Origin of the sequence: Spirilliplanes yamanashiensis (assembly GCF_016863475.1) — a bacterium.
Lineage (GTDB): Bacteria > Actinomycetota > Actinomycetes > Mycobacteriales > Micromonosporaceae > Spirilliplanes > Spirilliplanes yamanashiensis.
Window position 1 is genome coordinate 70,696 of the sequence record NZ_BOOY01000042.1, and the last position, 23,969, is coordinate 94,664.

General features: G+C 75.1%; 23 protein-coding genes. 11 read left to right on the forward strand and 12 right to left on the reverse strand.

The window, feature by feature from the left end; translation table 11 throughout:
• Positions 1-21: 21 nt before the first annotated feature.
• Positions 22-426 carry a hypothetical protein gene (locus tag Sya03_RS29230; RefSeq protein WP_203941669.1) on the forward strand — a complete coding sequence of 135 codons (405 nt, stop codon included), beginning with the start codon at positions 22-24 and terminating at the stop codon, positions 424-426.
• Positions 427-839: 413 nt separating this feature from the next.
• Here the strand turns inward: Sya03_RS29230 and Sya03_RS29235 are convergent, their stop codons facing one another.
• Positions 840-1,556, reverse strand: a complete 717-nt coding sequence (locus Sya03_RS29235; protein WP_203941670.1) for an LPXTG cell wall anchor domain-containing protein — start codon at positions 1,554-1,556, stop codon at positions 840-842.
• A gap of 191 nt (positions 1,557-1,747) precedes the next feature.
• Positions 1,748-2,071 (reverse strand): hypothetical protein, encoded by a 324-nt coding sequence (locus tag Sya03_RS29240; RefSeq protein ID WP_203941671.1) that lies wholly within the window; start codon positions 2,069-2,071, stop codon positions 1,748-1,750.
• A gap of 200 nt (positions 2,072-2,271) precedes the next feature.
• Here Sya03_RS29240 and Sya03_RS29245 point away from each other — a divergent pair, with 200 nt between their 5' ends.
• On the forward strand, positions 2,272-5,631 hold the full coding sequence (locus Sya03_RS29245) for a 3-keto-alpha-glucoside-1,2-lyase-like domain-containing protein (protein ID WP_203941672.1): 3,360 nt from the start codon (positions 2,272-2,274) through the stop codon (positions 5,629-5,631).
• Between the two features lie 67 nt (positions 5,632-5,698).
• Here Sya03_RS29245 and Sya03_RS29250 read toward each other — a convergent pair whose 3' ends face one another.
• From Sya03_RS29250 to Sya03_RS29270, 5 genes are all read right to left on the reverse strand, one after another.
• Complete coding sequence (locus Sya03_RS29250; protein ID WP_203941673.1) at positions 5,699-6,424, reverse strand: ATP-binding protein; 726 nt, start codon at positions 6,422-6,424, stop codon at positions 5,699-5,701.
• A gap of 107 nt (positions 6,425-6,531) precedes the next feature.
• Positions 6,532-6,780, reverse strand: coding sequence for a hypothetical protein (locus Sya03_RS29255; RefSeq protein WP_203941674.1), 249 nt, complete (start codon positions 6,778-6,780; stop codon positions 6,532-6,534).
• 70 nt (positions 6,781-6,850) lie between these two features.
• The gene (locus tag Sya03_RS29260; protein ID WP_203941675.1) at positions 6,851-7,579 is read right to left on the reverse strand and encodes a hypothetical protein; all 729 of its coding nucleotides are present in this window, start codon (positions 7,577-7,579) and stop codon (positions 6,851-6,853) included.
• Positions 7,580-7,588: 9 nt separating this feature from the next.
• Complete coding sequence (locus Sya03_RS29265; protein ID WP_203941676.1) at positions 7,589-8,461, reverse strand: intradiol ring-cleavage dioxygenase; 873 nt, start codon at positions 8,459-8,461, stop codon at positions 7,589-7,591.
• A gap of 94 nt (positions 8,462-8,555) precedes the next feature.
• A complete protein-coding gene (locus tag Sya03_RS29270) occupies positions 8,556-8,822 on the reverse strand; it encodes a hypothetical protein (protein ID WP_203941677.1) in 267 nt (88 codons plus the stop codon).
• Between the two features lie 206 nt (positions 8,823-9,028).
• Between Sya03_RS29270 and Sya03_RS29275 the strand changes: the two genes are divergently transcribed.
• Positions 9,029-9,979, forward strand: a complete 951-nt coding sequence (locus Sya03_RS29275) for an AraC family transcriptional regulator (protein WP_239107935.1) — start codon at positions 9,029-9,031, stop codon at positions 9,977-9,979.
• 27 nt (positions 9,980-10,006) lie between these two features.
• Here the strand turns inward: Sya03_RS29275 and Sya03_RS29280 are convergent, their stop codons facing one another.
• A complete protein-coding gene (locus Sya03_RS29280; RefSeq protein ID WP_203941679.1) occupies positions 10,007-10,693 on the reverse strand; it encodes a S1 family peptidase in 687 nt (228 codons plus the stop codon).
• Positions 10,694-10,903: 210 nt separating this feature from the next.
• Between Sya03_RS29280 and Sya03_RS29285 the strand changes: the two genes are divergently transcribed.
• Together Sya03_RS29285 and Sya03_RS29290 are read left to right on the forward strand one after the other, a co-directional pair.
• The gene (locus Sya03_RS29285) at positions 10,904-12,103 is read left to right on the forward strand and encodes an FxsB family cyclophane-forming radical SAM/SPASM peptide maturase (RefSeq protein ID WP_203941680.1); all 1,200 of its coding nucleotides are present in this window, start codon (positions 10,904-10,906) and stop codon (positions 12,101-12,103) included.
• Between the two features lie 111 nt (positions 12,104-12,214).
• Positions 12,215-13,750 (forward strand): aldehyde dehydrogenase family protein, encoded by a 1,536-nt coding sequence (locus Sya03_RS29290; protein ID WP_203941681.1) that lies wholly within the window; start codon positions 12,215-12,217, stop codon positions 13,748-13,750.
• Here Sya03_RS29290 and Sya03_RS29295 read toward each other — a convergent pair.
• Entirely contained in the window at positions 13,732-14,601 is an 870-nt protein-coding gene (locus Sya03_RS29295; RefSeq protein WP_203941682.1) for a class I SAM-dependent methyltransferase, read from the reverse strand. The two genes, Sya03_RS29290 and Sya03_RS29295, sit on opposite strands and share 19 nt — an antisense overlap.
• A 67-nt stretch (positions 14,602-14,668) precedes the next feature.
• On the opposite strand from Sya03_RS29295, the gene Sya03_RS29300 reads away from it, so the two are divergent.
• The 3 genes from Sya03_RS29300 to Sya03_RS29310 all read left to right on the forward strand — a co-directional run bounded on the left by Sya03_RS29300 (position 14,669) and on the right by Sya03_RS29310 (position 17,904).
• Positions 14,669-15,322 (forward strand): PadR family transcriptional regulator, encoded by a 654-nt coding sequence (locus tag Sya03_RS29300; protein WP_203941683.1) that lies wholly within the window; start codon positions 14,669-14,671, stop codon positions 15,320-15,322.
• 56 nt (positions 15,323-15,378) lie between these two features.
• Positions 15,379-17,274 (forward strand): SpoIIE family protein phosphatase, encoded by a 1,896-nt coding sequence (locus tag Sya03_RS29305; protein ID WP_203941684.1) that lies wholly within the window; start codon positions 15,379-15,381, stop codon positions 17,272-17,274.
• A 78-nt stretch (positions 17,275-17,352) separates the two neighbouring features.
• Positions 17,353-17,904 carry a dihydrofolate reductase family protein gene (locus Sya03_RS29310; RefSeq protein ID WP_203941685.1) on the forward strand — a complete coding sequence of 184 codons (552 nt, stop codon included), beginning with the start codon at positions 17,353-17,355 and terminating at the stop codon, positions 17,902-17,904.
• Positions 17,905-17,914: 10 nt separating this feature from the next.
• Here Sya03_RS29310 and Sya03_RS29315 read toward each other — a convergent pair whose 3' ends face one another.
• Positions 17,915-20,956, reverse strand: coding sequence for an AfsR/SARP family transcriptional regulator (locus Sya03_RS29315; protein ID WP_203941686.1), 3,042 nt, complete (start codon positions 20,954-20,956; stop codon positions 17,915-17,917).
• A 57-nt stretch (positions 20,957-21,013) separates the two neighbouring features.
• On the opposite strand from Sya03_RS29315, the gene Sya03_RS29320 reads away from it, so the two are divergent.
• Positions 21,014-21,790, forward strand: a complete 777-nt coding sequence (locus Sya03_RS29320; protein WP_203941687.1) for an alpha/beta fold hydrolase — start codon at positions 21,014-21,016, stop codon at positions 21,788-21,790.
• On the opposite strand, the gene Sya03_RS29325 is transcribed toward Sya03_RS29320, so the two are convergent.
• On the reverse strand, positions 21,787-22,341 hold the full coding sequence (locus Sya03_RS29325) for a mycothiol transferase (RefSeq protein ID WP_203941688.1): 555 nt from the start codon (positions 22,339-22,341) through the stop codon (positions 21,787-21,789). The genes Sya03_RS29320 and Sya03_RS29325 overlap by 4 nt on opposite strands.
• Entirely contained in the window at positions 22,334-22,540 is a 207-nt protein-coding gene (locus Sya03_RS29330) for a hypothetical protein (RefSeq protein WP_203941689.1), read from the reverse strand. The genes Sya03_RS29325 and Sya03_RS29330 overlap by 8 nt, the downstream gene beginning before the upstream one ends.
• A 309-nt stretch (positions 22,541-22,849) precedes the next feature.
• Between Sya03_RS29330 and Sya03_RS29335 the strand changes: the two genes are divergently transcribed.
• Positions 22,850-23,497: an SDR family oxidoreductase gene (locus Sya03_RS29335; protein ID WP_203941690.1), complete on the forward strand. Its 648-nt coding sequence runs from the start codon at positions 22,850-22,852 to the stop codon at positions 23,495-23,497.
• A 24-nt stretch (positions 23,498-23,521) separates the two neighbouring features.
• Complete coding sequence (locus Sya03_RS29340) at positions 23,522-23,968, forward strand: YybH family protein (RefSeq protein WP_203941691.1); 447 nt, start codon at positions 23,522-23,524, stop codon at positions 23,966-23,968.
• Position 23,969: the final 1 nt, after the last annotated feature.

Below are 23,969 nucleotides of genomic sequence, written 5' to 3' on the forward strand. Positions count from 1 at the left end.
GCGCAATGCTTAGGTGTACGGGTGCGTCCGACGAAGGTCCTCTTCTGGCTTCCCCCGCTGCTGATCGGTGCCTGCTCCGTCGGACCGGCGTCGGACAACACACCGGCGATCTGCGCCGAGTTCCGGCAGAAGGTCGTCGAGTTCGCCAAGCCCGACAGCACCGAACCTGAGGCGGTCGCGTACGCCGACGCCGTGCGTGCGGGCTTCGACGGCACGCCGGCTCTCCCGCCCGAGGAGTTCGCGAAGGTCAGGCGGACGTACTTGCAGGCACAGATCCAGCGCGCCCGAGACCTCGCCACAAGAGCCACGAATCCGACCACCCGGGATGGCCTCAACGCCTTTGCCGATGAGATGGAGCAGGTCGCCGACGGTGCGGATCTGGATGCCAGCCGACCGCCACTCATTTACCAAACCTGCCTGCGCTGACCTCACGGCCGGGCGAGTGCGGCGCTCACGTAGGCGCATCACACCCGAACGCCGTCCGACCACGATCGGTCGTCGGCCGGTTCACGAGTTCGCCGGTGAGCTCGCGGCCAGCGACGCTGACTGCGAAGAAGCAGCGATGATCTCGCTGCCGAGAGCCTAGATCAGGGCGGATGCAACCGGACCGAAGTGGACCGGATGGTATTGCGCATTACCGGTCCGTCCACATTCGGCAAATCACGACACCAGGGACCATTTCTCCATGGGTTCGGGGTTCGAGCTCCCGGTGGCACAACGCCGCAGCGGTCACCGCAGCCCGGCAACTTGCCGCAGCTTCCTGGCCCGGCTTCGCCGGCCCCCAGACCGCTGACCGCGCCCGGCTCGACGGAGCATTCAGCCGGGCGCGGTCAGGTCGGTTATGCCACGAAGCGCGAACGGCGGCGGCGGCCGATCAGGTAGCCGGCGCCACCCAGGAGCAGGAGCACACCGCCGACTCCCGCCACCATCCCGGTGTCGGAACCCGTCACGGGCAGGCCACCGCCCTCACCGTCGGGGGTGTCCGTGCCGGCGGACGGGGTCGGGACGGGTGCGACGGTCGGCGTGGTGCTCGGGGTGGCGGTCGGTGTGGCGGTCGGCGTCGGTGAGGGCTGGGACGCGCAGTCGAGCGCGCGGGCGGCGTACAGGCCCTCGTTCAAGTAAGCCAGGTAGGCGTCGAACGTCGCGTTGTCGAGCGCCTCCTGCGAGGCCTTCCGCACGTTGGTGCCCGCGCCGCCCATCGTTCGGCCGATCGAGATTCGCAGATCCGCCGTCCAGGCGTTCAGCATGCCCTGCTTCAGGAAAGCGCGCAGCTCCTCCGCAGGGTCTTCCAGCTGCTGCTCCATCGCGCGAGGCAGGACGGGCAGCTTGTCAGCCTTCGCCGCGTCCAGGACCCGGTTGGCGACATCCAGGAGCTCGTCATCGGTGGCGGTGTCCAGGTCGACGGTGACCAGCTTACGGATGTCCGTGAAGAGCTTGCGCTCGACCGTCTGGCAGGACGCGTCGAGTCCGGGCGTTCCGGCCTGGGCCGCTGCCGGTGCAGCGGGAACCAGTAGGGCCATTGCCAGCAGGACGCCGGCCGAGACCTTGCGATACATGTAAATCTTCCTCCCCGTGGGACCCAAAAGCCGGTAGATACTAGCGTCGATGGACGACCGGCATGATCCGTCCCGGCGATCAGGTGCGGGGTGGCTGTCGCGGCGGCGGAGCGTGATCCCTCCGTGGCCCACCGGATGCCATTCGTCGATACGCCGCGAATTGCATGGTTCTGACATCGCCGGCGGCGATGTCAGGCCGGGGACCGCTGCACCTGGGCGGCGCGCACCCGGAAGACCGTCGTCCCGTCCTCGGCCTCGACCCCGTCCGGCACAGCCGTGGAGATGGTGACGACGCCGTCGGTGTCCTGGTCGGCAATCCGGCAGCGGATCAAAACCGGAAACGGGAGGGCGGGCGGCGGAGCCGCGTCCGAGAAGAACACCGGCACCTTGTCGACGAAGTGCCACGGCCGGCCCAAGGCGTCGATGAGCCGCACCCGCAGCCAACCGGGCCAGCCGTCGTCGACCCACGCGATCGCCTCGGAACGCACGACGACGGCGGCATCGGGTCCGGACATGAGGCTGGACCATACCCCTGTCCACCCTGGCCGGCGACCGTCCGCAGTAGACCCCCGCCCGGACATCGACTTTAGTCAGATCGTACAAAAGTTTCCGGTAGATGACGCGAAGTTGTTTACTTTGTTTCGGAAAGCGCCTAGCGTGCCGTTCACCGGTTCATCGGCACGAGTCGATGTGCGAGCCCGTCTGGAGCGCCTCCATGAAGAAACTGGTGCTGCTGTCCGCCGCCGCCCTCGTCGGCGCCCTCCTTCCCGCCCTGCCCGCCGCCGCCGCCCCGCCGCCGCAGGAGCCCGGTGTGACACTGCGGACGTTCGATCTGCAGGTGTCGCGGGACTCGCTGTGCACGTTGAAGACGGGGCAGACGCCGAACGTCGACAAGAAGATGTCGGTGATCAACTGGACGACGGCGGCGGACTTCGGGCTCGAGGACCGGTTCCAGTCCGAGGTGATCGCGAACATCACCGTCGCCACGGCGGGGGCGCACCAGTTCCGGCTGACCAGTGACGACGGGTCGCGGTTGTTCATCGACGACGCGCTGGTCGTCAACAACGACGGGGCGCACGGCTCGTTCGCGGTGGAGGGGGCGGCCACCCTGACGACCGGGTACCACTCGCTGCGCATCGATTATTTCGAGCGGGACGGCGGGCAGCAGCTGACGCTGGAGTGGCGGCCGCCGGGCGCGAGCGCGTTCTCGGTGGTGCCGGCCAGTGTGCTGAGCACCGACGCCGGTGTGGTGCGGGTGACCGCGCCCGGTCGCAAGGATTGTGAGGGCGCCGGGGACAACCCGGGCGACGGGCTGCCGCTGAATTCCGTGCACCCCGGCTACACGCTCACGAACCTGCGGCCGGCCGGCTTCCAGCCGCAGGTCAGCGCGATGGACTGGTTCCCGGACGGGCGGCTGGCGATCGCCACCTGGGGCGGGCAGGAGAAGACGGCCGGTGAGGTGTACGTCCTCAGTGGTGTCACCGGCAGCACGTCGCCGGGGCAGGTCACGTACCGGCGGATCGCCACCGGGCTGCGGGAGCCCATGGGGCTGAAGATCGTCGACGGGAAGATCTACGTCTCGCAGAAGCACGAGCTGACGGAACTCAACGACACCAACGGCGACGGGACGATCGACCAGTTCCGGCGGGTCGCCACGTGGCCGTTCGACGGTAACTTCCACGAGTTCGGGTTCGGGCTGTTGTACAAGGACGGGTTCTTCTACCTGAACCTGTCGGTGTCGATCGACCTCGGCGGGGCCACCACCGAGCCGCAGGGGTCCACGAACCGTGGCACCACGCTGAAGATCAACCGGTCCACCGGGGCGGTGCAGTACATCGCGGGCGGGCTGCGGACCCCGAACGGCCTGGGCTGGGGGCCCGACGGTGACATCTTCGTCACCGACAACCAGGGCGGCTGGCTGCCCGCCTCGAAGCTGGTGCACATCAAGCAGGACCGGTTCTTCGGCCACTACACCAACCCGGACGGGCCGTTCGACACGCAGCCGGTGACCCAGCCGGTGCTGTGGCTGCCGCAGAACGAGATCGCGAACTCGCCCTCCACCCCGTTGCAGCTCACCGCCGGGCCGTACGCCGGGCAGCTGCTGTTCGGCGACGTCACGTACGGCGGCATCCAGCGCGCGTTCCTGGAGAAGGTCAACGGCGAGTACCAGGGCGCGGTCTTCCGGCTCACCCAGGGCCTGGAGTCGGGCGTGGTGCGGCTGACCCAGGGCCCCGACGGGGCGCTGTACCTGGGCGGGCTCGGCGCGGGCGGCAACTGGGGGCAGGAGGGCAAGCTCACGTACGGGCTGCAGAAGCTGACCCCGAACAGCACCAGCGTGTTCGACATCAAGGCCATGCGGGCGGTCGCGGGCGGCTTCGAGCTGGAGTACACGCAGCCGGTGTCCGCCACGACGGCGGCGCAGCTCGCCGCCCGCTACCGGGCGACGCAGTGGCGGTACGTGTCGACGCCGCAGTACGGCGGGCCGAAGGTGGACGAGGAGGCGCTGCCGGTCAGCTCGGCGACGCTGTCCGCCGACCGGTTGAAGGTGACGCTGAAGCTGTCCGGGCTCAAGCCGGGCCGGGTCGTGCACGTCCGCTCGCCGCGGCCGTTCACCTCCACCTCCGGGGCGTCACTGTGGAGCACCGAGGCGTGGTACACGCTGAACAGCCTGGTCGACGGCGCGACGCTGCGCACCGACCAGGTCGAGGCGGAGAACTCCGGGCTCAGCGGCACCGCGGGCCGGTCGTCGGAGCACGCCGGGTACACCGGGGCCGGCTTCGTCGCCGGGTTCGGCTCGGTGGGCGCCGCGGCCACGTTCAGCGTGAACGTGCCGGCAGCCGGGTCGTACCCGGTCACCCTCCGGTTCGCCAACGGGCCGAACCCGGCGGCGGGCACCAAGACCGTGAGCCTGTACGTGAACAACACGAAGGTGCGGCAGGTCAGCCTGGCCGACACCGGCGGCTGGACGTCGTGGGCGACCAGGACCGAGACGGTCACCCTGCGGGCCGGCGGCAACACGGTCACGTACCGGGTGGACACCGGCGACGTCGGCCACGTCAACCTCGACAACCTCACCGTCGGCACCGGCGGCGGGAGCACCGACACGACGACCCGGACCGGCCGGATCAGCGGCATCGGCGGCAAGTGCCTCGACCTGGACAACGGCGGCAGCGCCGACAAGACCAAGGTGCAGCTGTACACGTGCAACACCTCGTCCGCGCAGAGCTGGACCCGGGTCGGCGACACGCTGCAGGCCCACGGCAAGTGCCTGGACATCGACAACGCCGGCACCGCCAACGGCACCAAGGTCCAGCTGTACACCTGCAACAACAGCGCCGCGCAGGTGTGGCAGCCGCAGGCCAACGGCTCGCTGCTGAACCCGATGTCCGGCAAGGTGCTCGACGTCGCGGGCGGCTCGACCGCCGACGGCGCCCAGATCCAGATCTGGGAGTGGGCGGACGTGGCCCAGCAGCGCTGGACCCACAACGCCGCCACCCGGGTCAACCTGTTCGACGGCGGCCACCTGGGCGCCTTCCAGAACGGCGACGGCAGCGCACCGACCTGGCCGGTCGCCGGCGGCGCGGCCGAGGTGCTCGGCGGCGACATCCGCACCAAGCAGGCGTACGGCGACTTCAAGCTGCACATCGAGTTCAAGATCCCCAACCTGCCGCCCGAGGTGACCGGCCAGACCCGCGGCAACAGCGGCATCTACCTGCAGGACCGCTACGAGCTCCAGGTGCTCGACTCGTACGGCAAGGCCAACCCGGGCCTCGACGACGCCGGGGCGATCTACCAGAAGCGGGCGCCGTCGGTGAACGCGGCGACGGCCCCGGAGACGTGGCAGACCTACGACATCACGTTCCGGGCGGCGCGCTGGAACGGCGCCACGAAGACCGAGAACGCGCGGGTCACGGTGGTGTGGAACGGCCAGACCGTCCACAACGACGTGGCGATCGACGGCCCGACCGGTGCGGGCGCCGCGGAGAGCCCCCTGCACCTGCCGATCCGCCTGCAGGACCACGGCGACCCCGGCGCCAACGTGCAGTACCGCAACATCTGGATCGAACCGGCGTGACCCGGTCCTGAGCGGGGGCGCCCCCTGTGCCGATCATGATCGGTGCGGGGGGCGTTCCCGTGTCCGGTCATGTGCGCAGGGCGGCCCAGACGACCTTGCCGCCGGCCCGGGGGACGCAGCCCCACCGGGCCGACACCAGCCGCACCAGGTGCAGGCCCCGGCCGTCCGGCGCGGTCGGGAGCGGGCCCGGGTGCAGGACCGGCCGGGTGTCGGCGCCGTCGAAGACGCCCACGTACAGCAGGCGCGGCCGCAGCCGCAGCTGCAGGGTCGCCTCGGTGCGGGCGTGCGCCACCGCGTTGCCGACCAGTTCGCCGGCGACCAGGACGGCCGAGGCGGACAGGCGCGGCAGCGCCCACCGCGCGCACGCGTCGGTGACGACGTCGCGGGCCCGGCGGGCGGCGCCCCGGACGGGGAGGATGAGCTCGCTGATCAGGTCGTCGTGGTGGCGCAGCGTCGCCAGCCCGTCGGCGACCGTCGCGAACATCGGCACCGGCCCGCCGGCCGCGGCCGCGATCAGCGCGGCGGCGGCGGGCCGGGCGGCGCAGAGCAGCAGCGGCGTGCCCGGCCAGGTCTCGGCCGACCGCAGCAGCGCCGGGAAGACGGCCGCCGCGTCGCGCCCGGCCACCGTCATGCCGGACAGCTCGACCACCACGGCCACCGGCTCCCGGGCCAGGCACGCCAGGACGCTGCGGCACAGGGCCGCGCCGGCCGCCACGTCGAGCACGCCGCCGACGGTGAGGACGACCGGCTCCTGCCGGGAACCGGCCCGCCCGGTCGGCGGCGGTGGTGACACGGCATCAGCTCCTCGGGCGGAGGAACCGTACCCCTGTGGTGCGGTCGCTCAGGACGAGCAGCATCCCCCGATCGAGTGGCCTCAACCCTCCCGGCGGGCCCGGTTGGTCACTCCTCGTCCTCGTCGGCGGTGGCGTTGTCGCCAGCCCGGTCCTGGAGGAACGCCTTGAGCTGGCCCGGCCAGCGGAACGTGCGGCCGGACTGGTCGGCCCACTTGCCCCCGGCGATCCACTGCCCCGACTCCGTCAGCCGGTGAGCGACCTCCGACGGCACCACGTCGGCGTGGCGGTGCTCCAGGAAGAGGGCGCGGTCGGCCTCGGCCAGCCCGTCCCACCAGTTCGGCAGTGAAGTCGTCATGCCTGAACCGTACGCCAGCGGGTATGCCCGGCGGAGCACGCAGGGTGCGATCCGGGGCGGTCCTGCCCCTTCACCCCCGCGCCGGGCGCGGGCCGCCCGCCCACCGCCGGGGCCGGTGGCCGCGGCGGGTCAGCTCGGCGACGAGGTGGCCCTCGCGGCAGCAGGTGGGCTCGCCGCAGCCGGGCAGCGCCCGGGCCAGCTCGGCGAGCCAGCCCCCCGGCTCGGCGAGCAGGCGCTCCAGGTGGTCGGCGTGCTCGGCGGCGGCCCGCCGCGCCTCGTCGTCGCCGGGCGGCGGGTCGGCGCGGGACCACGCCGCGGTGGCCAGCATGAGCTGGGCCCGCTCGCGTACCCGGTCGGTGGGGTGGCCCAGCACGCCGGCGACGGCGCGCCAGCGCTCGGCGGCCGGCAGGGGCGACCCGGGGTCGAACAGCTCGACGAGCAGGTCGCCCGCCCAGGCCTCACCGTCGGCGTCCGCGGCGGTGACGACCCCGGCCGGGACGTACCGCCACGCCTCGGCGGCCGTCGTCGCCGCCTCGGCGACGTGCCGCGCGAGGGCGCGCCGCCGGCCGAGGACGGGCGCCACCCGCGGCCAGGCCGCGCAGGTGGTCAGCCAGACGAGGACACCGGTCAGGTCGTGGGTGCCCGCGGCGGCCTCCAGGACCGGGGCGGCGGCCTCCGCGAACCCCTCCGGGCCGGCGGCGGCGACCCGCTCCAGGCGGTCGGCCGCGGGGTCGGTGAGGACGTCCTCGATCCCGCGGCCGACCAGCGCGCGCAGGTCGGCCATGTCCGGTGGGGCCACGCCCGGAGGCTACCGGCCGGACGGGGTGGTGGTCGTGTCGACGCGCGCCACGAGCGACACCCGGTAGCCGCCGGCGACGTCGCCGGTCACCGTGCCGAGCTGGGCCGCGCCGCCGTCGTCGCCGAACACGTTGTCGTCGGCCAGCGACAGCTGCGCGAGCTGCGGCACCGACGCCTCGTAGCCGGGCTGCGCGTACACCGCCGTGCTCGCGTCCTGCGGCAGGGCGACCTGGGAGGTGGCGATCGCGTTCGCCGCGTCGGCGATGCCCGCCCGGTCCGGGTACACCTCGAAGTGGACGTGCGGCCACCGCCCGGGGTAGCAGGCGGGGAAGACGCTGGTGAACCGGACCACCCCGGCGGCGTCGGCGATCTGCACGCCGCGCAGGTAGTTCTCGCCGGTGACCCCGTCGGAGTACAGCGAGTACCGGCCCTCGCGGTCGCAGTGCCACACGTACACGGCGGCGCCGGCGAACGGGGTCGTGGCGCCCTTCGCCAGGTCGACGATCGTCAGCTCCAGCGTCATCGGGACGCCCTCGGCGATGCCGCTCGCCCCGCCGAAGCTCGACCGGATGTCGCTGCGCACCACGCCGCTCTGCCCCAGCACGTCCGGGCCGTTGGAGCCGTCGCCGGGGTACGGCCCGGCCGTCTCGTCGGGGATCTCGCCGGTGGCCGCGGCGCCCGTGGCCGTGGCCGACACCGCCGGCGCCGGGCCGCCGCCGCCCGAGCAGGCCGCCAGCCCCAGCGTGGCCGCGCCCAGGCCGAACACCCGCAGCACCTGCCGGCGCCGCGCCAGGGTGCCGAGGTCGAAGCCCAGCCCCTGGTCGACGACCTCCTCGCCGGGCCGGGGCAGCCGCCGCCCCTCGTACGTGTGCTCGCGCTCCATCGTTCCTCCGCTCGCCGGGACCGGGCCGGTGCCCGCTCCACCCCCACGCTGCCCGGCGAAGCAGTGAATCCGCTGTGACCCGGCTGAGAGCCGGTCAGGCGTCCTGGGCGGCGTGGTGGACGCGGTCGTACGCGGCGAACGCGATGGCGACGATCTCGCTGCCGGCGGTGCGGGCGTACGCGGCGGCGGTGTGCACCGCGTCCAGCTCCGTGTCGGTGAGGTCGGCCGCCGTCGCCGGGCGGTGGGTCAGCTCGGTCAGCTCGGCCACCGTCTGCTGGAGGCGTTCGCCCAGCTGCGCCAGCCGGAACAGGTGCAGGGACGCCAGCATCGGCGGCGCCGGCGACGGGTCGGGGTCGGTCATGCCGCGACCCTACGACCGAAGGCGGCCCCGACGGACCACCGCGCACGCATCGGCCGCGCTTTTCGGCCGGTGCCTGCGGGATCCGGCAGTCACCCCTTCGCCGGACACGGCGCGCGTCCCGCGCCGGGCACTATGGAGGAGACGGTGCAGGACGCGGATGTGACGGAGAGCGAATGGTCGACGGCCGTGCCGCCGGCAGGGTGTCCGTGCGGACGAACGATGTGGACCAGGCGTGCGACATCGTCGGCGAGCAGTTCTATCCCAACCGCCTCGACCTGCTGGATCCCGCGCAGCGGCTCGACGCCGCGTTCAGCGTGGTCCGCTGCGGCGGCGTCACGGTCGGCGACGTGCGGTTCGGCGGGGACGTGCGGATGCGGGTGGGCGAGCTGGGGGCGTACCACGTGGACCTGCCGCTGTCCGGCCGGCTGACCTGGCGGCAGGGCCGGTCCCGCGAGCGGCTGGCGGACACCGGCCGCGCGGGGATCTTCGCGCCCGTCGGCGACACCGTGCTGGACAGGTGGGAGGCGGACTGCCGGCTGATCGCCGTGAAGATCTCCCGGCCGGTGCTGGAGGCGGAGCTGCACCGGATGACCGGCAAGCCGCTGCGCGGCCCCCTGCGCCTGGCCGCCGAGATGGACGTGACGGGCGGGCCGGGACGCAGCTGGGCGTGGCTGGCCCGGATGCTCGCCGACGAGGCCGGCAACGACGGCTCCCTGGCCGACCACCCGCTGGTGGGCCCGCGGCTGCGCGAGGGGCTGGTGCGCGGCCTGCTCGTCGCCGCCGGCGACCGGCACCGCGACGGCCTGACCGGGCCGGGCCCGGCGACGGCCGCGCCGAAATCGATCCGCCGGGCGATGGCGGCGGTGCAGGACGAGCCGGACCACCCGTACACCGTCGGGCGCCTCGCGGAGATCGCCGGCGTCAGCGTCCGCGCCCTGCAGCAGGGCTTCCGCACCCACGCCGCCACCACGCCGATGGGCTACGTCCGGGACGTGCGGCTCGGCCGGGCCCACCGGGACCTGTGCGCCGCGGCGCCGGGCACCGTCGGCGTCAGCGAGGTCGCCCACCGCTGGGGCTTCGTGCACCTGGGCCGGTTCGCCGAGCAGTACCGGGCCCGCTACGGGGTGAACCCGTCGGCGACCCTGCGCGCCGGCTGACCCGGCCGCGCAGGGGCCGCCGCGCGCTCAGACGCCCGAGATGCTGCGGATCCAGGTGCGGTTCGCCGGCACGCTGCCGTAGTACTGCCGGGCCTGGCCGTCGGCCGTCGAGGCCACGCCGACCTGGGCGCCGTTGTAGACCTGCGGGCCGCCGGAGTCGCCGCGCCACGCGTTGCCGCTGATCTCGGTGCTGGCGATGGCGCTGCCGCCGTACGCGTCGGTGACGCCGGTCGACGTCACCCGCACCGTGGCGGTCTTCAGCGTCGGCGAGGCGTCGCAGCCGCTGTAGCAGGTCATGCCCCAGCCGTAGATCGAGTTCGTCGAGTTGACCGGCGGGTTCGTGCCCGCCAGCGGCATGTACGACGTCGACACCGGCGAGCTGAGCCGCAGCAGCGCCAGGTCGTACCGGCTGGACGTCGAGCTGACCGAGCGGGTCTGCCCGCCGGAGGTGCGGCTGACGCTGCCGACCCGCACCGACATCGCGCCGCTGACGCAGTGCCGCGCGGTGAGCACCCAGTCGGCGGAGATGATCGTCCCTGAGCAGGTGAACCGGCCGTTGCTGTAGACCACGGCGGCCCACGGCGCCGACGACACGGCCGACCCGCCGATGATCCGGCTGGGCCCGTCGCCGGCGGGCGCGGCGAGGGCGGCGGCCGGCAGCGCGAACGCGCCCGCCAGGGCCGCGGCGAGGGACACCGTCATCAGTCGGCGCATCGGGCACTCCCCTTCGGTACGGCCGCACGAGCACGACCGGCGATCAGGGTGCCGACGATAGATGCCGGTCGAAGTGCCGGGGAAGAGCGCATCCCGTACCTACCGCGACGTGATGACGCCGGTCACCGGCCCTGCGGGCGGCCGTGGTGTGACATCGCGCCGCCGCCTGCCTAGCATCGGTGGCGGCGCCGAGGGACCGGGAGGGGGCCGATGGGCACCCTGGTGACGCCGGCGCGGTGGCCGGACCGGACGCTGGACGTGCCCGCCCTGCTGGCGGCGGGCTGGCGGCCGACGCCGTTCCGCGACGTGGTGCTGAAGGTCCACCAGCGGTGCAACCTGGCCTGCGACTACTGCTACGTGTACACGATGGCGGACCAAAGCTGGCGGGACCGCCCGCTGGTGATGGAGCCGGCGACGTGGCGCGCGGCGGCCGGGCGGATGGCGGAGCACGCGGCGGCGCACGACCTGCGCCGGATGCGGCTCATCCTGCACGGCGGCGAGCCGCTGCTGGCCGGGGCGGCGCGGCTGCGCGACCTGATCGCCGACGTCCGGGCCGCGTTCACCGGGCCGTGCCGCCTCGACGTGCAGGTGCAGACCAACGGCGTGCTGCTCGACGACGAGCTGCTCGGCCTGTTCGCCGGGCAGGGGGTGCGCGTCGGCGTCAGCCTGGACGGGACGGCCGCCGACAACGACCGGCGGCGCCGCCGCCCCGACGGCGGGGGCAGCCACGCGGCCGTCGACCGGGCGCTGCGCCGCATCGCGGGCACGGACACGTTCGCCGGGCTGCTGTGCGCGGTGGACCCGGCGACCGACCCGGTGGCCACGTACGAGGCGCTGCTGGCGTACGCGCCGCCCGCGATCGACTTCCTGCTGCCGCACGCGAACTGGTCGGCGCCCCCGCAGCGCCCGGCCGGCGGGACGCCGCACGGCGACTGGCTGGTGGCGGCGTTCGACCGCTGGTTCGGCGCGCCCCGGCAGGAGACGGCCGTGCGGCTGTTCGAGGACGTCCTGGCGCTGCTGCTCGGCGGGTCGGGCCGGTCGGAGCAGGTGGGGCTGAGCCCGGTGGCGGTCGTGGTGGTCGAGACGGACGGCACGATCGAGCAGGTGGACACCCTCAAGTCGAGCTACCCGGGCGCCTGCGCCACGGGCCTGACGGTCGCCGCCGATTCGTTCGACGCGGCGCTCACCCACCCCGGCGTGGCCGCCCGCCAGATCGGCGCGGCCGCCCTCGGCGACACGTGCCGCGCGTGCGCGCTGCACCCGGTGTGCGGCGGCGGCCACTACGCGCACCGCTACCGCGCCGGCGACGGCTACCGCAACCCGTCGGTGTACTGCGCCGACATGGCCCGGCTGATCACCCACGCCCGCGCCCGGTTGACGGCCGGCCTGGGCCGGTACGCGCGCCGCTGAGCCTTCCGCGCAGGGCAAGTTCCGCGGATCCTTCGCGGCACGCAAGGTTGCGACTTCCGGTGTCCGCCGGGCGCTGGCCCGGACGCCGCCGCGCCGGAGACAGTCCTGACCATGACTCTGCGCCTGGCCCCGGGCACCGCCTGGGACGACGTCCTGTCCTCCGTCGCCGCCGCGGCCCCCGAGGCCGTCGCGCCCGACCGGCTGCGCACCCTGTTCGCGGGCGCGTGGCACGACGCCGGCACACCGGCCCCGCTGCACTCCCCCGTCGACGGCCGGCGGCTCACCGCCCTGTCGCGGCTGGGCCCGGACACCGCCCGGGACGCGGTGCGGGCCGCCGCCGCGGCGCACCAGCGGTGGGCGTCGGTGACGCTCGGCACCCGCAAGGAGCGGGTGGCCGCCGCCGTGGCGGCGCTGGCGGAGCACCGCGACCTGCTGGCGCTCACGCTCGCCTGGGAGATCGGCAAGCCGTGGCGGCTGGCGTGCGCCGACGTCGACCGGGCGCTGGACGGCGTCCGCTGGTACCTGACGCAGATCGACCGGCAGGTGCTGGACCGCGACCCGCTGCCCGGCCCGGTCAGCAACATCGCGTCGTGGAACTACCCGATGAGCGTGCTCGTGCACGCCGAGCTGGTGCAGTTGCTGGCCGGCAACGCCGTGATCGCCAAGACGCCGTCGCAGGGCGGGGCGGTGTGCCTGACGCTCGCGCACGCCCTGATGGCCCGCGCGGGCCTGCCCGTGACGCTGCTGTCCGGCGGCGGCGAGGAGCTGTCGGCGGTGCTGGTGCGCTCGCCGGAGATCGGGGCGGTGGCGTTCGTGGGCGGGCGCAGCAACGGCGGGAAGGTCGCGGCGGCGCTGCTGGACACCGGCCGGCGCCACTTCATCGAGCAGGAGGGCCTCAACGCGTGGGGGGTGTGGGAGTTCTCGCAGTGGGACCTGCTGGCCGGGCACCTGCGCAGGGGCTTCGAGTACGGCAAGCAGCGGTGCACGGCGTACCCGCGGTTCGTGGTGCAGCGGGAGCTGGTGGACGCGTTCCTCGACGTGTACCTGCCGGTGGTCCGCGCGGTGCGGTTCGGCCACCCGCTGGCCGTGGAGTCCGCGGGCGACCCGCTGCCCGACCTGGACTACGGCCCGCTGATCAGCGCGGCGAGGGCGGCCGGGCTGCGGCACCGGGTGGCGGACGCGATCCGCGGCGGGGCGGTGCCGCTGTACCGGGGGTCGCTGTCGGCGGGGCGGTTCCTGCCGGGGCAGGACACGTCGGCGTACGTGGCGCCGGTGGCGCTGCTGGCCCCGCCGGGGCGGTCGCGCCTGATGCACGCGGAGCCGTTCGGGCCGGTCGACACGATCGTCGTGGTGGACACCGAGGAGGAACTGCTGGCGGCGATGAACGCCTCGAACGGCGCGCTGGTGGCGAGCCTGGCGGTGGACGACGAGGAGCTGGGCGCGAAGCTGGCCGCCGACGTGCAGGCGTTCAAGGTGGGCATCAACCGGCCGCGGTCGCGCGGGGACCGGGAGGAGCCGTTCGGCGGGCTGGGGGCGTCGTGGAGGGGCGCGTTCGTCGGCGGCGACCTGCTGGTGCGGGCGGTGACGCTCGGCGAGCCGGGTGAGCGGCTCGCCGGCAACTTCCCCGGTTACGTGGCCTGCCCCTGAGCCGCCCGGCGGGCGGTGATGAGCCAGGCGGCGGCGTCGAGGCAGACGCCGTCCGGGCCGGCGTGCGGGGCCAGCGCGGCGCGCAGCCGGGCGCGGGCGGCGGCGCGGCCGGGCTCGTCGAGCAGCCCGAGCAGCCACTGGGCGATGCCGGTGCCGGCGGCGAAGCCGGTCGCGTCGTCGGCGTCGGCGCCGAGGACGAACGGCGCCTCGACGGCGTCGAAGCGCACGTCGGTGAAGCCGGCGCCGGTGAGCAGCGGCCGGACGCGGGCGGGGTCGGCGAGGGCGAACGGGCTGGGCGCCTCGGGCGGCGGCAGGGGCGTGTGCGGGCCGCCGAGGGTGCCGACGATGGTGGTGACCCAGGTGTTGCGCTCGGCGGCCTGCCAGGCGAGCAGGGTGAGCCGGCCGCCGGGGCGCAGGGCGCGGGCGAGGTTGGCGAACGCGGCCGCCCGGTCGCCGAAGAACATCGCGCCGGTGCGGCTGATCACCGCGTCGAACCGGCCCGCCGGGAACGGGTGCACCTGCGCGTCGGCCTGGACGAACCGCACGCCGGTCAGGCCCTCGTCGGCGGCCCGCCGGGTGGCGCGGCCGATCATGCTCGCCGACAGGTCGACGCCGAGGACGGTGCCGCCGGGTGCGGCGGCGCGGGCGGCGTCGCGGCTGGACTGGCCGGTGCCGCAGCCGACGTCGAGGACGGCCTCGCCGGGGCGCACGCCGGTGGCCGCGTTGAACGGCGCCCGGAGGTGGCGCAGCGCGCCGTCGTAGCGCGCCTCGTGCGCGGTCCAGTGCTCGCCCTCGTCGCCGTCCCACGCGTGGGCCTGCGCGGTGTTCTCGGTCGCCACCGTCAGGATCATGACTCCTCCTCCTTTACTCCCCTGGGGAGTATGGCGGTGACGGTACTCCCTAAGGGAGTATCTGGCAATGCCTCCGCTGACCACCACCGCGCACGCCCTGCTCGGCCTGCTCGCCGTCCAGCCCTGGACCAGCTACGAGCTCACCAAGCAGATGGGCCGCAGCCTCCAGCACTTCTGGCCGCGCGCCGAGAGCAAGCTCTACGAGGAGCCGAAGAAGCTGGTCGCCCAGGGGCTCGCCACGGCCACCACCCGCACCGTCGGCCGGCGCACCAGCACCGTCTACGCCATCACCCCGGCCGGCCGGCGGGCGCTGCGCCGCTGGACCGCCACCCCCGGCGCCGGGCCGGTCCTCGAGTTCGAGCTGCTGCTCCAGGTCTTCTTCGGCGACCACGGGACCAAGGCCGACCTGCTGGACAACCTGGACGCCTGCGCCGAGTGGGCCGCCGAACGCACCCGCACCAACATCGAGGTCGCCCGCGAGTACGCCACCGGCACCGGGCCGTTCCCCGCCCGCACCGCGCAGAGCACCCTCGTGGCGGCGTTCCTCACCCGGCACTGGGACGCCGTCGCCGACTGGGCGGCCTGGGCGCGCGGCGTCGTCGAGCAGTGGCCCGACGACCTCAGCGCCGCCACGCCACCGTGGGAGGTCATCCGCGAGGTGGCCGCCCGCCCGCTGCCGCCGTCGCCGATCGGCCGGATCCGTTCCGCTGAGGAGGCATGACCGCGCGGATCGGGGCAAACTGACAGGCGAGTCGTCGGAGCTGGGGTGTGTCGCGGGTGTCGGAACCGGAACTGGTCGCGTCGGGGGTCGAGCAGGCGCCGTTCATCCTCATCCTCTGCGAGGGCCCGGAGCTGCGGGTCGCCGCCGCCAACGCCGCCGCGCGGGCCGTCGCCCCGGAGCGGAAGATGGTCGGCCGGCCGCTGAGCGAGGTGTTCGACGACCTGGCCGGCCAGCAGTGGGTCGACCTGTACGGGCAGGTGTACCGCACCGGCGAGCCCGTCACCGGCCAGCAGTGGCGCGCCCACCTGACCGGCCCCGACGGCACCGTCCACGAGCTGTACGCCGACTTCTCCATCAACCCGTGGCGCCACCCGGACGGCACCATCCGCGGCGTCATCGGCAGCGGCGTCGACGTCACCGCGCTGGTCCGCGCCCGGCTCGACGCCGAGCAGCAGAACGCCGACCTCCAGCAGCGCTACCGGCGCACCCGCGACGTCGTCACCACCCTCCAGCGCGAGCTGCTGCCCCGCGGCCTGCCCGTGCTGCCGGGCGCGCAAATCGCCGCGAGCTACCTGCTCGCCGACGCCGACACCGCGGCCGGCGGCGACTGGTTCGACGCCATCGCCCGGCCCGACGGCACCGTCGCGCTGGTCGTGGGCGACGTCGTCGGCCACGGCGTCACGGCGTCCGGGGTGATGGGGCAGCTGCGCGCCGTCCTGCACGACCGGCTCGACGACGGCGCCGGCATCGCCGAGGCGCTCGCGGCCGTCGACCGGATCGCCCGCCGCCAGAGCGCCGCGCGCGCCGCCACCGTCTGCGTGGCGGTGCTCGACCCGGCCGACGGCACGCTCACCTACTGCACCGCCGGCCACCCCGCCCCGCTGGTGCTGCCCACGGGCGGCGGCAGCCGGCACCTCCCGGTCACCGGCGGCGCGCCGCTGGGCACCGGCTCCGCGTTCGACGTGCGCACGGACCGGCTCGGGCCCGGCGACGTGCTGCTGCTCTACAGCGACGGCATCGTCGAGCGACCCGGCCGCAGCGCCGCCGACGGCACCGCCGAGCTGGCCCGCACCGCCGAGCACGCCGCGGGCGGCCGGGCCCTGCACGAGCCCGGGGCCGCGCCCGCCGACCGGGTGTGCACCCAGACCGTCGAGCTGCTGGTGCGCGCCACCGGCCACAGCGACGACATCACCCTGCTCGCCGCGCAACTCGTCGAGGCCGTGCCCGGCCTGGACCTGCGGCTGCCCGTCGAGCTGTCGTCGCTGAGCGCGGCGCGGCGCGAGCTGGGCGACTGGCTGACCGCCGCGGGCGCCGGCGACGACGACACCTTCGTCCTGCAGCACGCGCTCGGCGAGCTGGTCACCAACGCCATCGAGCACGCCGGCCCGCAGGACGACCCCGTGCTGCTGCGCGCCGCCGTCGGGCCGGACGGCTGCCTGCACGCCGAGGTCGTCGACCGCGGCCGGTGGCGCCCACCGGTCCACCACCCCGACCGCGGCCGCGGCCTCGCCATGACCAGCCAGCTCGTGGACACGCTGCACGTCGAGCGCACCGCCACCGGCACCACCGCGACCGTCGGCCACCGGCTGAGCCGCCCGCCGCGCCTGCTGACCGGCGAGCGCGCGGCCGCCGCCCCGGCGACCTCCGCCGACGCCCTCACCGTCGACGAGGACGCCGGCGGCGTGCGGGTGAGCGGCCCCCTGGACGCCGCCACCGCCCCCGTCCTGCAGCGCGACCTGCTGCGCCGCTCCCGCGGCGGCACCGTCGCGGCCGCCGTCGACCTGTCCGGCGTGACCCACCTGGCCAGCGCGGGGGTGGCCGCGCTGCACGCCGTCGCCGACCGGCACCGGCAGCAGCGGACCACCCTGCGCCTGCACGCCGCCGACGGCACCCCGGCCGCCCACGTGCTCGGCCTGGTGGCACTGCCGTACTCGCCGCCGCCCGGCGCGTAAGCGGGCCCGAAAGCGAACCGTAAGCGCCCCCCGGCAGAGTTCGGGGTGTCAGACGAACACGGACCCGGAGGCGCCGACATGCGCAAGCTCATCAACTCGACCTACATCACCCTCGACGGCGTCATCGAGAACCCCGTCTTCACGATGCCGTACTTCGACGACGAGGCGTCCGCCTTCGCCGGCGAGCAGACCGATGCCGCCGACGCCCTGGTGATGGGCCGGCACACCTACGACGGCTTCGCCGCGGCGTGGCCCAGAATGGACGAGAGCGACCCCAGCACCGGCGCCGCGTACTTCAACAGCGTCAAGAAGTACGTCGCCTCGACCATCCTGACGAACCCGGAGTGGAACAACACCGAGGTGCTCCAGGGCGACCTGATCGAGGCCGTCACCCGGCTCAAGGAGCAGGACGGCAAGGACATCCTCTCGTACGGCTACGGCACGGTCACCCACGCGCTGCTCAAGGCCGGCCTGGTCGACGAGGTGCGGTTCTGGATCCACCCGGTGCTCACCGGCGGCGCGTCGATCAGCGCCCCGCTCGGCGACCTGCCGACCACGCTGGAGCTGGTCGGCACGCGGGTCATGAAAAGCGGCGTCATCATCGCCTCCTACCGGGCGGCGGCCGCGTAACCGGAACTCCTCAGCCGACCAGGGCCCGGGCCTCGCCCGGGCTCAGGCCGTTGCCGGCCGCGAACGCGGCGGCGAACCGCTCCGCGCCGAGCGCCGCGACGAGGCGTTCGGTGGCGCGCTCGACCCCGTCCCGCTCGGCCGGGGCGGCGGGCACCTCGCCGGCCGCCCGCGCCGCGTGGGCCGCGCCCAGCAGCCGGGCCGCGGTCTCCGGTGACGGCGCGGCCGCGGCCATGCCCTCCAGCGCGCCGACCGTGTCGCGGGGCGCGCCGATCGCCACCGCCCGGTCGAACGCCCGCGCGTGCAGCGCCAGCGCCCGGGCGGGGTCGCCGGCGTCGGCGGCCGCGTAGCCCAGCTCGCTGAGCACCATCGGCAGGTGCAGCTCGTCCTCGCCGGCCCGGTCGGCGAGCCGCTGGAGGTGCTGCACGGCGATGTCGAGCTTGCCGTCGCGGCGGGCGGCGAAGCCGAGGCCCAGCTCGGCGAACACCAGGGCGCCGGACGAGTCCTGCTCCTCCGCCAGCCGGTACGCGCGTCCGGCCAGCTCCCGGGCCCGGGCGTAGTCGCCGGTCTGCACGGCGATCCAGGCCAGCCAGGACAGCTTGCCGCCGACCGCCGGCCACAGCGTCAGCTCCTCCGCCCAGCGCAGGCCCTCGGCGTGCAGCGCGGTGGCCTCGTCGTACCGGCCGGTCATCTCGGCCAGGCCGCCCAGCCAGTCGGACGCCTGCAGCCGGCCCCAGTCGTCGCCCAGCTCCGCGAAGCGGGCGGCGGCGTCCTCGGCGTGCCGCCGCAGCTCGGCCGGGTCGCCGGCGGCGTGCGCGATGAGGGCCCGCGACACCGCCACGGCCGCCGCGGTCCACGGGTCGTCGCCGGCGGCGAGGGCGCGGTCGAGCAGTGCGGCGGCGCCGGTCAGGTCGCTGACGTCGAGCAGGCCCGCCGCCACGAACCAGACGGCGCGCGGTTCCGCGTACCCGGCCAGCGCCGCCTCGATCTCCCCGGGCGCGACGGGGTCGCCCTGCAGCAGCGCGAACCCGGCCCGCCACACCGCCGCGCGGGCCCGGTCGTCCGCGTCGCCGGACGCGCCGGCCAGCGCCCGCCGCGCCTCGGTGTACCGGCCGCGCAGGTACCAGTACCAGGTCAGCGCGTTGGCCAGGCGCAGGCTGCCGCCGTGCGCGAGCGCCGCCCGCAGGTTGGCCGACTCGGCGTCGAGGCGGGCCAGCCACTCCCGCTGCCCCGGGCCGCGCAGGAGCGGGTCGGCCCGCTCGGCCAGCTCCGTGTAGTACGACACGTGTCGTGCGCGGACCGCGCCGGCGTCGTCCAGCCGGTCCAGGCAGAACGCCGCCACCGACTCCAGCAGCCGGTAGCGCGGCTCCGCCCCCGACTCGTCCACCACGACCAGCGACCGGTCGACCAGCCGCGCCAGCACGTCCAGGTCGGCCCCGCACACCGCCTCCGCGGCGGCCAGGGTGCAGCCGTCCGCCGGCACCGCCAGCCGGGCCAGCACCGCCCGCTCGTGGTCGTCCAGCAGGTCCCAGCTCCAGCCGATCACCGCGGTCAGGGTGCGCTGCCGCGCCGGCACGTCCCGCTGCGCGGTGCTGAGCAGCCGGAACCGGTCGTCCAGGCGGTCCACCACCCCGGCCAGGCCGAGCGAGCGCACCCGGGTCGCGGCCAGCTCCAGCGCCAGCGGCAGGCCGTCCAGCCGGCGGCACAGCTGCGCCACCGCCGGCGCCGTCCGCTCGTCCAGCCGGAAACCGCGCTGCTGCGCGGCGGCCCGGGCCGCGAACAACCGGGCCGCGGCCGACCGCCGGACCGCGTCCACGTCGCCGCCGTCCGCGGGTACGGGCAGCGGCGGCACCTCCCACAGCAGCTCACCGGCCAGGCCCAGCGGCTCCCGGCTGGTGGCCAGCACGGTGACGCCCGGTGCCTCCCGCAGCAGCCGCGCCACCAGCGCCGCGACCGGCTCGACGACGTGCTCGCAGTTGTCCAGCACCAGCAGCACCCGCCGGTGCCGCACCGCCGCGACGAGCCGGTCCTCGGCGGCCACGCTCGCGCCCGGCACCTCCCGCACGTCCAGCGCCGCCAGCACCAGCTCGGCCACCGCCGTCTCGCCGGGCCGCAGCGCCGTCAGCTCCACCAGCCGCGCCCCGTCCGGGAAGTCCTGCTCGCGGGCCGCCTCCGTGGCCAGCCGCGTCTTGCCCACCCCGCCCGGCCCGATCAGCGTCACCAGCCGCTGCCCGGGCACGACGCCGCGCAGCTCGGCCAGCGCCTCCGCCCGGCCCACCAGCTCGTCCACCTGCGCGGGCAGGCTGTTGCGGATCAGCGCGGCCTTCGGCGGCGCGCTCAGCGTCGTGTCCTGGGCGAGGATCTGCCGGTGCAGGGCCACCAGCTCCGGGCCCGGGTCCAGGCCCAGCTCGTCGGCGAGGCGGTCGCGCAGGTCGGCGTAGCTGTCCAGCGCCTCCGTCTGGCGGCCGGCCGCGTACAGCGCCCGCAGGTGCAGGGCGCGCAGCCCCTCCCGCAGCGGGTGCCGCGCCACCAGCTCCGCCAGGTCCGCGGCGACGAGGGCGTGCTCGCCGCGGGCCAGCCGGGCGTCGGCCAGCTTCTCCAGCACCACGAGCCGCGCCTCCGCCAGCCGGGCCGCCTCCGCCCGCACGTACTCCTCGTCGGCCACGTCCGCGTACGGCTCGCCGCGCCACAGCCCCAGCGCCTCGGCGAGGCTGTCCACGTCGGGCTCGGCGGCCAGCTCGGCGAACCGGTCCGCGTCCACCCGCGCCGTGCGCAGCACGTACCCCGGCGGCCGCGACTCGACCAGGTCCCGCGCCCCCGGCTCCGCGTCGTTGAGCGCCTTGCGCAGCTGCGACACCCGCACCTGCAGCGCGCCCGCCGCGTTCGCCGGCGGGTCGTCGCCCCACAGGTCGTCGATCAGCCGGTCCGCCGACACCACCTGGTTGCGGTGCGCCAGCAGGTCCGCCAGCAGCGCCCGCACCTTGGCGCCCGGCACGGTGACGGCGTCGCCCGCGTCGGTGGTGACCGCGAGCGGCCCGAGGACCCCGAAACGCATGGCCGCCACCCTACAAGCGGTAAGCGGTCCGTAAGCGCCCCCGCGCACCGTGGACCCATGACCCACGCACCCGTGAACGGCCTCGACCTCTACTACGAGTCACACGGCGCCGGCGGCGGCCGCCCGCTCGTGCTCGTGCACGGCGCCCTGTCCGGCATCGGCACCAGCTTCGGCGCCCTGCTGCCGCTGCTCGCCCGGACCCGCCGCGTCGTCGCCGTCGAACTCCAGGGCCACGGCCGCACCCCCGACATCGACCGCCCGTTCACCGTCGAGCAGTTCGCCGCCGACGTCGTCGCCCTGCTCGACCACCTCGGCATCGCCACCGCCGACGTGCTCGGCTGGAGCATGGGCGCCGCCGTCGCGCTGCGCCTCGGCACCGACCACCCGGCCCGCGTCGGCCGCCTCGTCCTCGCCTCCGTCAGCTTCGACGACGCCGGCGTCCACCCCGGCCTGCTCGACGGCATCCAGGACCTGCAACCCGAACACCTGCACGGCTCCGAGTTCCACGAGGAGTACGTCCGCACCGCACCCGACCCCGCCGGCTGGGCCCGCCTCGTCACGAAGATGAAGGTGCTCGACGCCGACCTGCCCCAGTGGCCCGCCGCCGCCATCGCGGCGCTCGCCGCCCCCACCATGCTGGTCCTGGCCGACTCCGACATCGTCCGCCCCGAGCACGCCGTCCACATGTTCCGGCTGCTCGGCGGCGGCGTCTGCGGCGACCTCACCGGCCTGCCCCGCTGCCGCCTCGCCGTCCTGCCCGGCACCACCCACACGACCGTCCCGCACCGCGCCGACTGGCTCGCCCCGATGGTCGACGAGTTCCTCGACGCCTAAGCCGGCCGCCACCCCGGCGGCGGATCCTCCCCGACCCGCCCGTCGACGGCCTCGCGCAGGATGTCGGCGTGCCCGGTGTGCCGGCCGTACTCCTCCACCAGGTCACACACCAGCCGCCGCAGACTCGCGTGCCGCCCGTCCGGCCCGGCGACGTGCACGAGCCGGTCGAGCCCCCCGTCGGCCAGCGCCGCCGCCAGCCGCTCCCGCGACCGCTCGACCGCCCCGTCCCACAGCGCGTACAGCTCGGCCGGGTCGTCGTCCGCCGCGCTGACGAACACCCAGTCGTCGCCGCTCAGCGCCGGCCGCCACCGCTCGCCCGGGTCACCGCCGCTGAGCTTCGCCGTGAACGTGTAGTCCTCGACCAGCGCCAGGTGCTTGAGCAGCCCCCCGATCGTCAGCGCCGACGCACCCACCCGGGCGCACAACCCGTCCGCGCCGAGCCCGTCCGCCTTCCACCGGAACGTGGCCCGCAACCGCTCCAGCGCCCCGACCAGATGCTCGACCTCGCTGCCCGCGAACGGCGGCTCCCAGGGCGTCTCACTGTCACTCATCAGCCGACCGTAACCCGCCCGGCCCCGGCCCGAGCGGCGGCAACCAGACCCGCACCCCCAGCCCCTCGAACCGGGCCACGTCGTCCCGGATCGTCCACCAGTTCACCCGCGTGAACTGCACCTGCTCCTCCGGCCGCGGATGCCGCTTGCCCAGCGCCGAACAGATCGGGCCCAGCGCGTCCAAGGGGAAGGCCAGCACGCCGACGACGGTGAAATCCTCGAAGACGACGAGCGCGTAGACGCCTGGACCAGGGCCTCGCTGAACTCGGCGAGCGGGTCCCGGTTGGACGCCGGGGTGCCGATCTCGGAAAGGAACGCCCGGCGCGCCGACCGGTACGCCTCGAGCCCCGCGAGCAGGGCGCCGAGCCGCTGGGCGTCGTGGTCATCACTCATCGGCGGCCTCCCACCGCAGTCTCACGCACCGCCCGGCGCGCGGCCATCGGCCGACCGCTCACCGCCGTGGGCGCCGCCCGGCGTGGATGGCGCGGCGGGCGGGTATCGACGGCGGATGGACGTTCTCGTGGTGGGTGGGCACGGCAAGATCGCGTTGCGGCTCGGCCGCCTGCTGGCGGAGCAGGGGCATCGGGCGCGGGGCCTGATCCGCAGGCCGGAGCAGGCCGCGGACCTGGAGGCCGCCGGCATCGTCCCGGTCCTGGGTGACCTGGAGGCGGAGGCGAGCCTGGAGGCGTACGTGCGGGGCGCGGACGCGGTGGTGTTCGCGGCGGGCGCCGGGCCGGGCAGCGGGCCGGAGCGGAAGCGGACCGTCGACCTGGGTGGGGCGGTGAAGCTGGCCGACGCGGCGGTGGCGTGCGGGGTGCGGCGGTACGTGCTGGTCAGTTCGATCGGGGCGGACCGGCCGGAGGCCGCGACGGGGGCGATGCGGCCGTACCTGGAGGCGAAGGCGGAGGCGGACCGGTACGTGATGGCGGCCGATCTGGACTGGACGGTCGTGCGGCCGGGTTCGCTGACGGACGATCCCGGCACCGGGCGGGTCCGGTTGACGACGGAGGTGGGCGGGCGGGGGCCGGTGCCGCGCGACGACGTGGCGGCCGTGCTGGCGGCGGTGCTGGTGGCGCCGGGGACGGCGGGGATCGTGGCGGAGCTGTTCGCGGGGGACGTGCCGGTCGCGGAGGCGGTGGCCGGGCTGGCCGGCTGAGCGGCGGGGGCGCAGGATGCGGGGATGACGTCCGACGACCTGGACGGTCTGGTCAGCCGCACGGCGGCGGCCGCGTCCGCGTACATCAACGGCGACATCCACGCCTACCTGGCCCTGATCCCGCACGCCGACGACTACACCCTGCTGCCACCGTACGGGGGCGACCCGCCGCCGCGGGGGTTCGACCACTCGCCGGAGCACCTGGCGGCGATGGCGGACACGTTCCACGGTGGCGAGGCGGAGCTGGAGGTCGTGGCGTCGTGGGCGTCGGGCGACCTGGCGGTGCTGGTGGTGGTGGAGCGCCAGCGCGGCCGGGTGTTCGACCTGCCGGAACAGGACTGGTCGTTGCGGGTGACGCTGGTGTTCCGCCGGGTGGGCGGCGAGTGGCGGCTGGCCCACCGGCACGCCGACCCGCTCGTGCACCGGGTGCGCCCGGCGGTCTTCGCGGCGCTGGCCCGCGGTGACGCGTGAG